This window comes from Yinghuangia sp. YIM S10712 (genome assembly GCF_051388935.1).
GTDB lineage: Bacteria > Actinomycetota > Actinomycetes > Streptomycetales > Streptomycetaceae > Yinghuangia.
The window spans coordinates 203,858-219,278 of record NZ_JBPKBI010000006.1 but is presented as its reverse complement, the minus strand read 5'-3'; the positions used below and the strand labels follow the sequence as shown (position 1 = coordinate 219,278).

Sequence of the window (15,421 nt, the reverse complement as noted above, 5' to 3'; positions counted from 1 at the left end):
CAGTGTGTGTAATGTGCATATAATGACCGGCTGCCCCGGTCATCACGCCATGACGTCGGCTCGACATCAGCGCGGCTTCGGAGGGGACTCGGAGGGGACATGCCCACTGCACCACGCGTCGCCGCGAAGCGGGACCGCGAGGAGGGCCACGGCGCCGACCGCGCCGGACTGATCGTCCCCGTACTCGCCTTCTGCGGCATCGTCGTCGCGCTGATGCAGACGCTCCTCGTCCCCCTGCTCCCCGAGCTCCCACGCCTGCTCGGCACCTCTGCGTCCAACGCGTCATGGGTCGTCACCTCGACCCTGCTGGCCGGCGCGGTCAGCACGCCGGTGATGGGCCGACTCGGCGACATGTACGGCAAGCGCCGCATCCTCGTCCTGTGCCTCGCCGTACTGACGCTGGGCGCGGTGATCTGCGCACTCAGCAATTCGCTGCTGCCGATGCTGATCGGACGCGTCCTGCAAGGCGCGTCGTTCGGCGTCATCGCGCTCGGCATGAGCCTGATGCGCGACGCGCTGCCGCCGGCCCGGCTCGGTCCGTCCGTCGCGCTGATGAGCGCGACCCTCGGCATCGGCGGCGCAATCGGCCTGCCGGTCGCCGCCCTGGTCGCGCAGCACGCCGACTGGCACGTCCTGTTCTGGGGCACGGCGGCACTCGGCGCGCTCGACATCCTCCTCATCCTCCTGCTCGTCCCCGAATCGCCGATGCGCGCGCCCGCCCGCTTCGACGTCGTCGGGACGATCGGTCTGTCCGCGGGCCTGCTGGCCCTGCTGCTGGCGATCTCGAAAGGTGACGACTGGGGCTGGGGCAGCGGCCTCACACTCGGCCTGTTCGCCGCCGCCGCGGTGATACTTCCGCTGTGGGGCCTCTGCGAGCTGCGCACCACGCATCCGCTCGTCGACCTCCGCGTGAGCGCCCGCCCGCAGGTGCTGTTCACGAACCTGGCGTCCGTGGTCGTGGGCTTCTCGATGTACGCGCAGGCGCTCGTCCTGCCGCAGGTCCTGATGCTGCCCGAGGAGACCGGCTACGGACTCGGCAGGTCGATGGTGGTCGCCGGCCTGGTGATGGCCCCCGGGGGCCTGGTGATGATGGTGGTCTCGCCGCTGTCGGCGAAGCTGTCGGCGGCCCGCGGCCCCAAGGTGTCGCTGTTCCTGGGCGCGGCCGTGACCGCGGTGGGGTACGTGCTGACGGTGTTCATGCTCGACGCGGTGTGGAAGATCGTCATCGCCGCGTCGGTCTCCGCGGCCGGCACCGCCCTCGCGTACGCGGCGATGCCCGCCCTGATCATGCAGGCCGTCCCGACCCGTCAGACGGGCGCCGCGACCGGCCTCAACACCCTGATGCGGTCCATCGGCACCTCGACCTCGGCGGCCGTGACCAGCATGATCCTCGCCAGCATGACGACGTCGTTCGGCGGCTCCTCGATCCCCTCGCTCAACGGCCTCAAGGCCGGTCTGTGGATCGGCTGCGCCGCGGCGACGGCCGCCGCCCTCGTCTCCCTCATGATCCCGGGCCGCCGCCGGGCGCCGGCCTCCGGCGTCACCGGCGCGGTTGACGCGCCCAAGTCGGAGCCGAGCCCGGCCGGAGCCTGAACGGAAGACGCACCGAGGGGCGGAACACGCCATCCGCCGGCATGCTTCGCCCCTCGGTATCGGTCTGCGTCGGCGGCGTGTTCCCGCGTCGACGCCTGTGTCAGCTCGGCACCATCAGGCGCTCCCGCAACGACGCGAGCGTGCGCGCGAGCAGCCGGGAGACGTGCATCTGGCTGATGCCGACCCGCTCGCCGATCTGCGCCTGGGTGAGGTTGCCGTAGAAGCGCATGACGAGGATCGCGCGCTCGCGTCCGGGCAGTTCGGCGAGGAGCGGGCGCAGCGCCTCGCGGTATTCGACCAGGTCGAGCTCGTGGTCCTCCGCGCCGAGGCGGTCGCCGACGGTCTCCTGCCCGTCGGCGTCGCCGTACGCGGTCTCGTCGAGCGAGGTCGCGGTGTAGACGGTGCACGCGTCGAGGCCTTCGACGACCTCTTCCTCGGTGATGCCGATGCGTTCGGCGAGTTCGCGGGGGGTCGGCGTGCGGCCGAGTGAGGCGGTCAACTCGTCGGTGGCCCGCAGCAGTTCGGTACGCAGCTCGCGCAGCCGGCGCGGCACGCGCACCGACCACGACGTGTCACGGAAGAAACGTTTGATCTCACCGATGATGGTCGGCATCGCGTACGCCATGAAGCTGCTGCCGCGGTCGGCCTCGTACCGGTCGATGGCTTTGATGAGGCCGATCGTGCCGACCTGGACGATGTCCTCCACCGGTTCGCCGCGGCGCCGGTAGCGACCGGCCGCGTGGCGGACCATCGGGAGGTTGAGCTCGACCAGCAGGCCGCGCACGTAGCTGTGCTCGGAGGTTCCCGGTTCGAGGCCGGCGAGGCGGGCGAGGAGGCCGTCGCCGACCTCGCGGGCCAGCGGGGTGGGGAGGTGGTGAAGCAGTTGGGGGTACGCGAGGAGTTCGTCGATGTCGATGGTCGCCGCCGCGGGCGCCTCGGCGGCCTCATCGGTGAGGACGTCGGCTTCGTCGGCCGGGTCGGCCGGGGTGTCGGCGGGGTTGTCGGCGTCGATGTCGTCGGCGGGTTCGGCTGGCAGGTCGGTGAGATCGTCGGCGGCGGGTACGCTCTCGGGCTCGGTCGCCGGGCCTGGGGAACGTGCGCCCCGGGTGACGGCGGCGTCGTACTCGTCGAGGCGCACAGCCATGCAGGTCTCCAAAACCGGAACGGACAGACACCGAAACCCCGAGCGGACACCGAGTCTGTGCCGACGGATAAGTAAGGGCAAGCGGCCCGAAGGGTTACGGAAGACCCCAAAACACCACAAACCCTCCTTCTACGGGCGTAAACGCGCGCGGGTGGAGTCGGAAATACTCACGAGAAGCCGTCCTTTTGGCCCAATTCGATCAAAGCGAGGCGCCCGCGCCGAGCTGCCGATGCGAAGACGATCACGGGCCCGCGCGGCCGATGCCGAAGCGGCGGCGGGAGACGGCGTGCGACGGCTCGCCTGGGGTGTGGGGCGCCTTGATCGCGGTCTCGGTGCGTTGAGGGAGGGCGGCCGTGGTTCGGTGGCCGCCCTCCCTCTCGTTTGTGCCCGTCGGTCACGGGCCGGACGGTCTCAGCCGACGACCACCAGCAGGTCGCCTGCCTCCACGGAGGCCACCTTGTCGATCGCGAGGCGTTCGACGGTGCCGCCGGTCGGTGTGGTGATCGACGCCTCCATCTTCATGGCCTCGATCGTCGCGACCGCCTGACCCGCCTCGACCGTGTCGCCGACGCCGACCTGGAGGGTGACGACGCCGCTGAAGGGCGCGGCGACGTGCTTGGGGTTGTCCGCGTCGGCGCGCTCGCTTTCCGGGCGGGCCGGCTTGACCGAGCGGTCGCGGACCGACAGGACGCGCGGTTGGCCGTTCATGCGGCAGTAGACGGTCCGGTAGCCGCGTTCGTCGGCTTCGCCGATCGCCTCGACAGCGAGGTAGAGCGCGACGCCGGGGGACAACTCGACGGTCAGCTCCTCGCCCGGCTTGAGGCCGTGCAGGAACGCCCGGGTCGGGACGACCGAGACGTCGCCGTACAGCCGGCGGGCCTCCTCGTAGTCGCGGGCCGGGCCGGGGAACAGCAGGCGGTTGAGGGTGCCGCGTACGTCGGCGCCGTCGAGTGCCGCGTCCTGCTCCTCGGTCAGCTCGACCGTGCGCGGGACCGTCGTGCTGCGTCCGGCGAGCGCGCGGGTGCGGAACGGCTCGGGCCAGCCGCCGGGGGGCGTGCCGAGTTCGCCTTGCAGGAACGCGATGACGCTGTCGGGGATGTCGAACGACGCGGGGTCGTCCTCGAACTTCGCCGGGTCGGCGCCGACCGCGCTCAGGTGCAGGGCCAGGTCGCCGACGACCTTGGACGACGGGGTGACCTTGACGATGTTGCCGAGGATCCGGTTGGCGGCGGTGTACGCGTCCTCGATCTCCTCGAACTTGTGCCCGAGGCCGAGGGCGATGGCCTGCTGCCGCAGGTTCGACAACTGCCCGCCCGGGATCTCGTGCCGGTACACGCGCCCGGTCGGTGCGGGCAGGCCCGACTCGAACGGCGCGTACACCTCGCGCACGGCCGCCCAGTACGGCTCCAGGTCGCACAGCGCGTCCAGCGACAGCCCGGTCGAGCGGTCGGTGTGGTCGGTGGCCGCGACGATCGCCGACAGCGGCGGCTGGCTCGTCGTGCCGGCCAGTGCCGCGGAGGCGCCGTCGATGGCGTCGACGCCGGCCTCGATGGCCGCGAGGTAGGTGGCGAGCTGGCCGCCCGCGGTGTCGTGCGTGTGCAGGTGGACGGGCAGGTCGAAGCGCTCGCGCAGCGCACTCACGAGTGTGCGTGCGGCGGGGGCGCGCAGCAGGCCGGCCATGTCCTTGATGCACAGAATGTGCACACCCGCCTCGACCAGTTGTTCGGCGAGCCGGAGGTAGTAGTCGAGCGTGTAGAGCGTCTCGCCGGGGTTCGACAGGTCGCCGGTGTAGCAGAGCGTGCCCTCGGCGATGGCGTGCGTGCCGAGTGTCGCCTCGATGGCGGGGCGCATCGCGTCGATGTCGTTGAGTGCGTCGAAGATGCGGAAGATGTCGATGCCGGTGCGCGCAGCCTCTTCGACGAACTTCACGCACACTTTGTCCGGGTACGGGGTGTACCCGACGGTGTTGCGGCCGCGCAGCAGCATCTGGATGCCGAGGTTGGGCATCGCGTCGCGCAGCGTCGCGAGGCGTTCCCAGGGGTCCTCGGTCAGGAAGCGCAGCGCCACGTCGTACGTCGCGCCGCCCCATGCCTCGACGCTGAGCAACTGCGGGGTGAGCCGCGCGATGTGCGGAGCCGCCGCGACGAGGTCGTAGGTGCGGACGCGGGTCGCCAGCAGCGACTGGTGTGCGTCGCGGAAGGTCGTGTCGGTGACCGCGAGTGCGGTCTGTGCGCGCAGGGCCTCCGCGAATCCCTTGGCGCCGAGTTCGAGGAGCTTCTGCCGGCTGCCGGGCGGGACGTTCCGGGAATTGCCCGGCAGTTCGGGGAGTTTGGTGCGCGGCAGCGCGAGCGCGGGTGCGGGGCCGTGCGGGCGGTTGACGGTGACGTCGGCGAGGTAGGCCAGCAGGCGCGTGCCGCGGTCGGCGCCGGCGCGGGCGCGCACGAGGTCCGGCCGGTCGTCGATGAAGGACGTGGTGACCTTGCCGTCGCGGAACTCCGGGTCGTCGAGCACCGCTTGGAGGAACGGGATGTTGGTGGCGACGCCGCGGATGCGAAACTCCGCGACGGCGCGCCGGGCGCGGGCGACCGCGTCCGCGAACGTGCGTCCGCGACACGTCAGTTTGACCAGCATCGAGTCGAAGTAGGGCAGCACTTCGGCGCCGGTGAACGTGCCGCCGTCGAGGCGTACGCCGGCGCCGCCCGGCGAGCGGTACGCGGAGACCGTGCCGGTGTCGGGGCGGAACTCGTGCGCGGGGTCCTCGGTGGTGATGCGGCACTGGAGCGCGGCGCCTTGGACGCGGATGTTCTCCTGCGCGAGGCCGAGGTCGGCGAACGTCGCGCCCGAGGCGATGCGCAGTTGCGCCTGCACGAGGTCGACGCCGGTGACTTCCTCGGTGACGGTGTGCTCGACCTGGATGCGCGGGTTCATCTCGATGAAGACGTACCGGCCGCGTTCGTCGAGCAGGAACTCCACGGTGCCGGCGTTGCGGTAGCCGATCGTCTCGGCGAAGCGCACGGCGTCGGCGCAGATGCGGGCGCGCAGTTCGGGGTCCAGGTGGGGCGCCGGGGCGATCTCGACGACCTTCTGGTGGCGGCGCTGCACGGAGCAGTCGCGTTCGAAGAGGTGCACGACACTGCCGGACGCGTCGGCGAGGACCTGCACTTCGATGTGCCGGGGTCGGACGACGGCTTCTTCGAGGAACACGGTCGGGTCGCCGAACGCAGTCTGCGCCTCGCGCATCGCGGTCTCGATCGAGGCGCGCAGGTCCTCGCGCCGGTCGACGCGCCGCAGTCCGCGGCCGCCGCCGCCCGCCGCGGCCTTCACGAAGATCGGGAAGCCGATTTCGTCGGCGGCGGCCAGCAGCGCGTCGATGTCGTCTTGCGGGTCGGCGGTGCGAAGCGTGGGCAGGCCCGCGCTCTTGGCGGCCTCCAGGGCGCGCACCTTGTTGCCGGCCAGTGAGAGCACGGCGGCGTTCGGGCCGACGAAGGTGATGCCGTTGGCTTCGCACGCCTCGGCGAGAAGGGGGTTCTCGGAGAGGAATCCGTAGCCCGGGTAGATCGCGTCGGCGCCGCATGCGAGGGCGGCGTTCACGATGGTGTCGACGTCGAGGTAGGCGCGCAGCGGGTGGCCGCGTTCGCCGATCTCGTAGCTCTCGTCGGCTTTTTGGCGGTGGAGCGAGTGGCGGTCCTCGTATGCGTAGACGGCCACCGTGGTGATGTCCAGCTCGGTTGCGGCACGCAGCGCCCGTACAGCGATCTCGCCGCGGTTGGCCACCAGCAACTTGCGGATCACAGCTACCTGCCCTCCTTGCCCTGCCGTCCGGGGTTTCCGGTCGGATTGCCCCGAACCATAGGACACGCGTAGTGGTCCCCCGCAGCTCGGTCCCATATGCCGGGCACCGCGCGTGTTTCCCACCCAACTTCGCTGACCAGCCGGAACGTTGTTCTTTCACAGTACCGAAACCGGTCTGTGAGGTTGATCTCAACGGGACACGGTGTGGCGGGCCAGCGTATTGCCGGGCAATTCCCGCGTGTTGGGGCGTCACCGCATGATCCAGGTGTCCTTGGCGCCGCCGCCGCGCAGCGCGTCGACGAGCAGGCTGCCGCTCGGCGCGGACCGGGTCAGCGCGACGGGCAGCACCGTTGGGCCGCCTGCCGAATGGCAGACGAAGGCGCGCAGGTCGACGGCACGGGGCTCGAAGCGTTCGCCGGTGAAGGTGGGGTGCGTGGACAGCGCCACGGTCTCCTGGGCGACCCAGCGGCGCGGCGCGGTGGCGATCTCGATGCGGGCCTGCTTGAGTTCGGCGTCGCCGGCGTCGGGGCCGATCACGACGCCGGCGCCGCCGTGGCCGTCGACGGGTTTCACGACGAGCTCGCCGAGGTGGTCGAGGACGTACNGGTGGCGTCGCTCTCCACGCCTGCTGCGCCCACCCCCCCCCCCCCCGCCGCCGTGGCCGTCGACGGGTTTCACGACGAGCTCGCCGAGGTGGTCGAGGACGTACGCGCAGTCCTCCGGGTCGCCGCACAGGTAGGTGCGGACCGAGGGCAGCAGGGGGCGTTCGCCGAGGTAGTACTCGATCAGGCTCGGGACGAAGGCGTACAGGACCTTGTCGTCGGCGACGCCGTTGCCGAGTGCGTTGGCGATCGCGACGGTGCCGGACCGGACCGCGTGCAGCAGGGGCGGACCGAGCGGGCGGCCGTCGGCGCCGGTCGCGGCGTTCAGGCGGTCCTCGTCGATGCGGCGGTACAGGACGTCGACGGGGTACGCGCCGTAGCGACCGCCCATCACCACCACGCGGTCGTCGACCAGGCGCAGGTCGGACGGGGTGACGACGGGGACGGCCATCTCCTTGGCGAGCGTGGTGTGCTCGTACCAGGCGGGGCTGTCCGGGCCCTCGCTCAGCAAGGCGACGACGGGGTCGCGTTCGGAGCGGCGCGGGGCGGCGGCCACGAGCGCGCTCTTGAGCAGCGAGGGGACCTGATCGGGTGTCAGGACGCGGTCGCCGGGGTGCATCTCGGGCAGCGCGGCGGCGGCGAGGCGGCGTGCGGCGAGGGCGTAGGCGATGCCGGACGGGGCGCGGAGGTTGTCCTCCAGAACCCTCCAGTCGCCGGTCCCGTCGCGGACCAGGTCGATCGCGGCGAGTGTGGTGCGCACGGTGTCGGCGGGCAGGCGCGCGCCGGTGTCGCGCAGGCCGGGCGCGTCTTCGACGACCCACGGCGGCACGATGCGGTCGCGGATCACGAGGCGTTCGCCGTGCACGTCGTGCAGGAACGCCTCCAGCGCGGCGACGCGCTGCGCGAGGCCGCCGCGCAGTCGGGCCCAGTCCTCGCCGGGGACGATGCGCGGAAGCAGGTCGTAGGGGAACAGCCTTGGCTCGTCGGCGCCTTCGGGGCGGTAGAGGGTGCCTTGCAGGCGCTGGGTCTCGTCGCGGGCGCGGGCGCGGACGCGCAGTCGGGCGGCGCCGAGGCGGGTGAGGGCGGCGACGGTTCCGACGTAGTCGGGGCGGACCCGGCCGTCGGGGGCCACGGCTTCGTCGGCGGGCGCGGTGTAGCCCTCGAAGAGGCCGGGGACGCGCTGGGCGGGGATGGTGCCGCCGAGCGGTCCGACCGGTCGGGTCCGGGTCTCGGCGACGACGAGGTCGACCGCGTCGGCGAGGGCCCCGCCGCGGGCGACGGCGGCGCGCTGGCGGGCCGCGGAACTGCCTTGGGCGAGAAGGGCGGTGGCGGCTCCGGAGACCTGGTCCCAGTCGCCGAGGTCTTCGAGGTGGGGGCGGAGCGTGTCGAGGAGATGGTGGACGACGTCGGCGGCGGGGGCGGCGTCCAGGCTTGCCGGGTCGACGAGTTCGCCTTCCAGCCCGGACCGCGCCGCGCGCCAGGTCGCGGCGCGGAGCCATTCGTCGCGCCGGTCCGGCGGGCGGTCGCCCCGGGTCGCGTGGGCGCAGGCGCGTACGACCAGGGCGCGGAACAGGCCCGCGATGAGCAGGACGTCGTCGACGTGCGGGCACGCGTCGGTGATGCGCAGTTCGAGGGTCGGGAGGCGCCGTGCGGGGCGGACGTCGTAGTAGAGCATGCCCGGGTCGCTGATGACTCCGGAGCGCAGCAGGCCGTCCACCATGGCGTCGTACTCCGCGGCCGAGGCGAAGCTGCCGATCGGGCCGGTGGTGGGCCAGCGCTGCCACACGCTGGTGCGCCAGCTCGCGTAGCCGGTGTCGCCGCCGAGCCAGTACGGCGAGCTGGCCGACATCGCGAGGAGGACCGGCAGCCACGGCGCGAGCCACGGAAGCGCGCGCACGGCCAGTTCGCGGTCGTCGACGCCGACGTGGACCTGGGCGCCGCAGATGAGTTGTTCGTGGGCGACGCGCTGGTACGCGTCGACCATGTGCAGGTAGCGGGCGTCGGGGGTGACCGAGATCTCCTCGACGCTTGCGAGTGGCACCGTCCCGGCGGCGGCGACGGCGAGCCCGGAGCGCTCGGCGGCGTCGGCGAGCGCGCGGCGGGAGCGGATCAGGTCGTCGCGCAGCCCGGCCAGGCCGGTGTGCGGGGCGCTGTTCGTCTCCACGACCGACTGCTGTAATTCGGTGGTGAATCCGCTGCCCGGCAGTCTGTCCAGCACGTCGCGGGCACCCGGCACGAGGTGCCGGGTGTCGAGCCCGACGAGGTGGAACTCCTCCTCGACGCCGACGGTGACCGCGCGTGTCGCACCAGCACTGCCGCTGCCCATGGCGGCAGCGTACGGGCCGCCTGTTACAGGCGCGTGTCATAGTTGATCAGCGTTGTGACGGTTCGTCAGTGAATTGTGTGGGTTTGTGATGGAGCTCGGGGTGGACGGGGTGGACGGGGTGTCGGGGCGATGACCGGTACGAATGCGGCCGCGGATGCCGCGGCAGGCCGCAGGGCGGGTTCCGGGGCGAGTTCCGGGGCGAGTTCCGCCGCGGCTGCCGAGAAGGCACAGACGGCGGTGACCGACTGGTGTCCGGAGTACCGGGCGCAGCTCGTGCTGCCGCCGGGCGAGCGGCCGGTGCCGGCGACGGCCGTCCTGGATCCGGTCTGGCTGGCCGACCGCGTCACCGAGTCCGGGCGCCGCTACCGCACCGCCGACGAGCGCGTGGCGGCCGTCCTGTGGTGGTACTCGGCGAGCACGGTGCTGGTCACTCCCGCGCTCGTCACGTACGTCGTCACCCGCCACGCCGTCGACCCGCGCCCGGAGGCGACCACGATGCACATGCGCCCCGACGGGCTGCCGTCGGGGGCGCGGTCCGCGGCGGCGATCAGTGACGACGTGTCAGAGGTCGGTTCGCTGCTGGGAGTCGCGCTGGCGTCGTACATCTCGGCGCTCGCCGAGGTGGCCCCGGTACGACCGCGCGCGGCGTGGGCGGTCGCGGTGGACTCGGTCGCCGGCGTACTGCTGCGCGCCGGAACGACGGTCGCGGAGACGCCCCACGCGACCGCGCTGGCCGGGGAGTTGGTCGCCGCTGCGGCGGAACACCTGGGCGAGAAGCTGCCGTTGCCGCGCTATGTGGACGTCGCGGGCACGCGGTTCGTGCGCCGAGCGTCCTGCTGCCTCATTTACCGGGCCCCCGGGCAGGCCATGTGCACGAGTTGCCCGGGAAGGCGGCCGGAGGAGCGGGAGGCGGATCTGGCGCGGTTCGCGCGGAGGTTCGGCGGACGGTGAGCCGCCGTGCCGGTCGCGGCGGCCGAACTACGCGTCGGCGTTGACGACATCGCCGGCAGGCGGCTCCTCGACGGTCACCGGTTCGTTGAACTTGTCGTAGTTGTCCGCCTCCGGCTCCGGGCCGCCGGTCACCAGCCGGATCGGGTAAACGGGCAGGCCCGCGTTGAGGTAGCCGGTGTCACCGTTCGCCGCCCGCACCGGGATGACCTGCCAGCCCTCGAAGGTCTGCACCGGCAGTTTGGTCGACCGGTCGCTGAGCCCGGACAGGACGTACGACGGGTCCGCGACGTCGATGATGCCCTCGACAAGATCAGCGGTGTCGGGGTCGGCGGTGGTCTGCCGGACGTACTTCGTCGCCAGCAGCTGTGCTTGCTGTGGGGTGTACTGGCGGCCGGCTTCGCCGCTGAGCCAGTACCGCTCGTCCAGGCGCGTCCACACGCTCTCGCCGATGCGGACCATGTGCGACGCGTACGTCGGGAAGTTCACGCTGCCGTAGAAGTCCTCGGTCTCGCGGTCGACCCACATGTCGATGAGCAGCTTCTCGGTGTCGAGCTTGACCGTGGCCCGCACGTGCACCGTCCGCACCGACTCCGCCGCCGTGCGGGCCTGCGCCAGCAGTTCCGACACCGTCAACTTCGGCACGTCGGCGGCCGTGATCGGGCCGCGCGTCGGCGACGCCGAGGTGGGGCGCCGGGTGGTGCTCGTGCTCGTGGGTTTGCGTGTGGTGTTCGACGGCGACGGACTGGTACTTGGGTCCGGGTCGGCCGTCGTGCTCGCGGACGGCGTCGTCTCCGACGCCGCCTCCTTGATCGACCCCGCGGGGCCGTCGAGCTTTCCGCAGGCGGTCAACGACCCGGTCAGCACAAGCCCCGCCACAGCAATGCCGGTGATCCGACGCACCTGTTCCGTCCCCTCCGTGAAGACGTGCCCCCCGTGTGGCCACTTTGACGGCCGAGGCACCATAGCGGTTCCCTGGTGGTGCCGGACGCGGATCACGGGCGGGATCCGCGCGTCTCACCGTACGCGGCACCGTCGCACGCCGCGCCGGGGGCTTCACCCGGCGCGGGGGCGCCGCGGGATGTGCGGGTGCGGAAGCGGGCGCCGCGACCGAAAACCCGTCATACGCCGGGCAGATCCACGTCCCCGCTCAGCTCGTCGGCGGACACCACCTGGGCGGCCGGAGGGCGGGCGACGGTCACCGGGCGGTCGTGCTCGCTGTATTCGAAGCCGGTGCCCTCGTCATCGGCGACCGACACCGGGACCAGGCCGCGGTCGACGGACAAAAGGATCGTGATCACCGCGGCGCCCGAGCGCGCTTCGACCGGTATCACGGTCTCGCCGTCGTGGTCCCGCACGGGGAGCCGCCGCGGCCGGCTGAACTCGCCTGTCGCGAACGTGGGATCACCGACGCTGAGGAGGTCGGCGAAGAACTCGTACCGCTGGTGGGTTTCCGGGAAGTGGACGTATTTGTCGGCGAGGCGGCGCGCGACGTCGGCCGGCGCTCCGGTGCCCTGCCAATAGGCCTTGCCGCCGCGCAGCCACGCGTCCGCGCCGCGCAGGCGGACCTCGACGTTGACGCCCCCCACGGTGACGGTGCCGGTGTACGCCTCCTCCTCCAGGTCGATGACGAGGTCGATCCGCATCGTCCGGCCGTCGTCCGCGGTGAGGTCCGCGACCATGCGCACGGTCCTCAGCGCATGCGACGCCGTCTCGCTCCGGTCCAGAAGCTCGGCCGCGCTCAGGTCGGCGTACGGCTCGCCCGGGTCGACGGCGCCGCTCTGACTCGGCCGCGGACTCGCGTCGGCGGGGCCCGAATCGGCGGCGATCCCGGTCGCGGCCGGCGTGGGGGCCGGGTCGTACACGGAGTCGGGGAACGCGTGGCGCCGTGAGTCGAGTTGGCCGCAGGCCGTGAGTGCTGTGGCGATTGTCATACCTGCGACGGTCGCGGAGACAACGCGTATCGGACGGCGCAGCATGGGAGTTCCCCCGTGGGATCGGCATCCCGCAAGTGGAGGGCGGGATGGGCAGGCGCATAGCGTAGGGCCTCGGTTTCCGATCTTGCGTGTGACTTTCGCCGGGCGTTCTCCGTGCCTGAGGCGGGGCCTGCTGCGAGGCGCCGCGCGGCCCGTGCGCGGGGCCGAGGCTGCGGGAGCGAGGCTGCGGCCGTAACCTGCCGGGAACCATCCCGCGCCTCGGCCGGCGGCCGGTGACCACGTATTCTCCGTGTCTGACCCGCCCGAACCGCCGCACCGTGGAGGCCCCGCCGTGACACCGCTCGTGCCTGAATCAGTCGGCCTTCCGGACCGGCGGGACGCCGTGGTGGTCGACGGCACGCCGGCGAGCCGGGAAGAGTTGTTCGGCGCGGCTGCGGCGGTCGCGGCCCGGTTCGACGACGGGGAGTCCGCGGTGGCCGTCCGCGCGACGCCGAGCCTCGGCACCGTGGCCACCGTGCTCGCCGGTCTCACGCACGGTGTTCCCGTCGTCCCGGTGCCGCCGGACGCCGGGCCGCGCGAGGTCGACCACATCCTGGGCGACTCCGGGGCCCGCCTGCTCGCCGACGAGGAGATCGCCGCCGCGCTCGCGGCACCTTCCGGACGCTCCGCCGCATCCGCCTCGGCGGTGCCCGCACCCGACTCCGTCGGGCTCATCCTCTACACGAGCGGCACGACCGGGCCGCCGAAGGGCGTGCAGTTGTCGCACGCCGCGCTGGCCGCCGACCTCGACGCGCTCGCCGACGCGTGGGCGTGGACGCCGGACGACGTGCTCGTACACGGTCTCCCGCTGTTTCACGTGCACGGCCTGGTGCTGGGCGTGCTGGGCGCGCTGCGGGTCGGTTCGCGCGTCGTCCACACCCGGCGGCCCACGCCGGAGGCGTACGCGAAAGCCGGCGGCAGCATGTACTTCGGCGTGCCCACGGTGTGGTCGCGCGTCACCGAGGACGCCGCGTCGGCCCGCGCGCTCGCCGGGGCGCGGCTGCTGGTCTCGGGCAGCGCGCCGCTGCCGGTTCCGGTGTTCGAGCGCCTGGCCGGGCTGACCGGGATCGTGCCGGTCGAGCGCTACGGCATGACGGAGACGCTGATCACGGTCAGTGCGCGCGCCGACGGCGACAAGCGCGCGGGCTGGGTGGGCCTGCCCGTCGACGGGGTCGAGACGCGGCTTGTGGGCGAAGACGGCACCCCCGCCCCGCGCGACGGCGAAACGGTCGGTGAACTCCAGGTGCGCGGACGGACGTTGTTCGACGGCTACCTCAACCGGCCCGACGCGACGGCCGAATCCTTCACGGCCGACGGGTGGTTCCGTACGGGCGACGTCGCGGTGATCGGCGCCGACGGCCGGCACCGCATCGTCGGCCGCGCCTCGACCGACCTGATCAAGAGCGGCGGATACCGCGTCGGCGCGGGCGAGGTGGAAGGCGCGCTGCTGGCCCACCCGGCGGTGCGCGAGGCCGCCGTCGTCGGTGTGCCGCATGACGATCTGGGCCAGGAGATCGTGGCGTTCGTCGTCGCCGATGGTGTGACCGGTCCCGAACTCACGGCGTTCGTCGCGGAGTCGCTGTCGGTGCACAAGCGCCCGCGCCGCGTGCTGCTGCGCGAGGACCTACCGCGCAATGCCATGGGAAAGGTACAGAAGAAGCAGTTGACCGAAAGCTGAACAACAAGCTCCCAACCGGGACTTCGTGAGCTTCTCGCGTTCACTGCCGCATCCCTCTGGAGTTTGCCCGCGCTCCCCTACGGTTTCGACGACGCGTCAACGAGAGTGTCCTGCGCAACCGACAAGGAGCTCGTCGATGGAACGCCGTAACTTCCTTCGTGGATCAGTCGTCGGCGCCGGTGCCCTGGCCTTCTCCGGAAGCCTGTGGCACGGCGCGGCGTCCTTCGCTGCACCCGCCCAGAACGCGGCAGGGCCGTACGGTTCGCTGCTCGCGGCCGACGCCAACGGCATTCAACTCCCCGCCGGATTCACCAGCCAGGTGGTCGCCCGCACCGGGCAGGTCGTGCCGGGCACGTCCTACACGTGGCACCGCGCGCCCGACGGCGGCGCGTGCTTCGCGGACGGCACGGGGTGGATCTACGTCTCCAACTCCGAGGCGAGCAGCTCGTCCGGCGGCGGCGCGTCGATGATCCGGTTCAACTCCGGCGGCACTCCCGTCGCCGCATCCCGCATCCTGTCCGGCACGAACAACAACTGCGCGGGCGGCAAGACGCCGTGGAACACGTGGCTGTCGTGTGAGGAGACGTCCACGGGCCGCGTCTGGGAGACGTACCCCTTCGGCGGCACCGCCGTCGCGCGGCCCGCGATGGGCCGCTTCCAGCACGAGGCGGCGGCGGCCGACCCGGTCCGGCAGGTGGTGTACCTGACCGAGGACCAGTCGGACGGCTGCCTGTACCGCTTCGTGCCGACCACGTGGGGCAACCTGTCCGCCGGGCAGCTCCAGGTGCTCGTCGCCGGCACCGCCACCTCGGGCTCCTTCACCTGGGCCAACGTGCCCGACCCGGACGGCTCGCCGACGGCGACCCGCAACCAGGTCTCCGGAGCCAAGCGCTTCAACGGCGGTGAGGGACTGCACTACGCGAACGACGCGGTGTGGTTCACCACCAAGGGCGACAACCGCGTGTGGCAGCTCAACCTGAGCAGCAACACGTACGAACTCGCCTACGACGACGGCCTGGTCAACCCCGGCCCGGCACCGCTCACCGGCGTCGACAACATCACGGGCTCCTCCGCCGGCGACCTGTACGTGGCCGAGGACGGCGGCAACATGGAGATCTGCATGATCACTCCCGACGACAAGATCTCGGTGTTCCTCCGCATCAACGGCCAAAGCTCCTCGGAGATCACCGGCCCGGCCTTCACACCCGCCGGGAACCGGCTCTACTTCTCCTCGCAACGCGGCACGAGCGGGTCGTCCACCGGCGGCATCACCTACTGCGTGACGGGACCGTTCCGGACCTGACCGCGCCGCGCCGGTCCGGCCGCGCGGCACGCAAGCGCGGCCGGACCGGCACCGCCGCG

The 15,421-nt window shown here is 72.1% G+C and carries 9 protein-coding genes; 4 read left to right on the top strand and 5 right to left on the bottom strand.

The features are described 5' to 3' along the window. The first annotated feature begins 99 nt into the window (after window positions 1-99). A complete protein-coding gene (locus tag ACRX5W_RS16015; RefSeq protein ID WP_436788802.1) occupies window positions 100-1,593 on the top strand; it encodes an MFS transporter in 1,494 nt (497 codons plus the stop codon). 100 nt (window positions 1,594-1,693) lie between these two features. On the opposite strand, the gene ACRX5W_RS16010 is transcribed toward ACRX5W_RS16015, so the two are convergent. The 3 genes from ACRX5W_RS16010 to ACRX5W_RS16000 form a co-directional block, all read right to left on the bottom strand. Continuing rightward, window positions 1,694-2,737 carry an RNA polymerase sigma factor SigF gene (locus ACRX5W_RS16010; protein ID WP_436788801.1) on the bottom strand — a complete coding sequence of 348 codons (1,044 nt, stop codon included), beginning with the start codon at window positions 2,735-2,737 and terminating at the stop codon, window positions 1,694-1,696. A 411-nt stretch (window positions 2,738-3,148) separates the two neighbouring features. Beyond that, on the bottom strand, window positions 3,149-6,529 hold the full coding sequence (locus tag ACRX5W_RS16005; RefSeq protein WP_436788800.1) for a pyruvate carboxylase: 3,381 nt from the start codon (window positions 6,527-6,529) through the stop codon (window positions 3,149-3,151). A gap of 249 nt (window positions 6,530-6,778) precedes the next feature. After that, window positions 6,779-9,457, bottom strand: a complete 2,679-nt coding sequence (locus ACRX5W_RS16000; RefSeq protein WP_436788799.1) for a glutamate--cysteine ligase — start codon at window positions 9,455-9,457, stop codon at window positions 6,779-6,781. A 129-nt stretch (window positions 9,458-9,586) separates the two neighbouring features. On the opposite strand from ACRX5W_RS16000, the gene ACRX5W_RS15995 reads away from it, so the two are divergent. After that, a complete protein-coding gene (locus ACRX5W_RS15995; protein ID WP_436788798.1) occupies window positions 9,587-10,408 on the top strand; it encodes a (2Fe-2S)-binding protein in 822 nt (273 codons plus the stop codon). A gap of 27 nt (window positions 10,409-10,435) precedes the next feature. Here the strand turns inward: ACRX5W_RS15995 and ACRX5W_RS15990 are convergent, their stop codons facing one another. Then, complete coding sequence (locus ACRX5W_RS15990; RefSeq protein ID WP_436788797.1) at window positions 10,436-11,308, bottom strand: hypothetical protein; 873 nt, start codon at window positions 11,306-11,308, stop codon at window positions 10,436-10,438. Window positions 11,309-11,526: 218 nt separating this feature from the next. Then, on the bottom strand, window positions 11,527-12,339 hold the full coding sequence (locus ACRX5W_RS15985; protein ID WP_436788796.1) for a hypothetical protein: 813 nt from the start codon (window positions 12,337-12,339) through the stop codon (window positions 11,527-11,529). Between the two features lie 334 nt (window positions 12,340-12,673). Here ACRX5W_RS15985 and ACRX5W_RS15980 point away from each other — a divergent pair, with 334 nt between their 5' ends. Next, window positions 12,674-14,059, top strand: a complete 1,386-nt coding sequence (locus ACRX5W_RS15980) for an AMP-binding protein (protein WP_436788795.1) — start codon at window positions 12,674-12,676, stop codon at window positions 14,057-14,059. Window positions 14,060-14,195: 136 nt separating this feature from the next. Next, on the top strand, window positions 14,196-15,362 hold the full coding sequence (locus ACRX5W_RS15975; RefSeq protein WP_436788794.1) for an alkaline phosphatase PhoX: 1,167 nt from the start codon (window positions 14,196-14,198) through the stop codon (window positions 15,360-15,362). Window positions 15,363-15,421 lie beyond the last annotated feature (59 nt).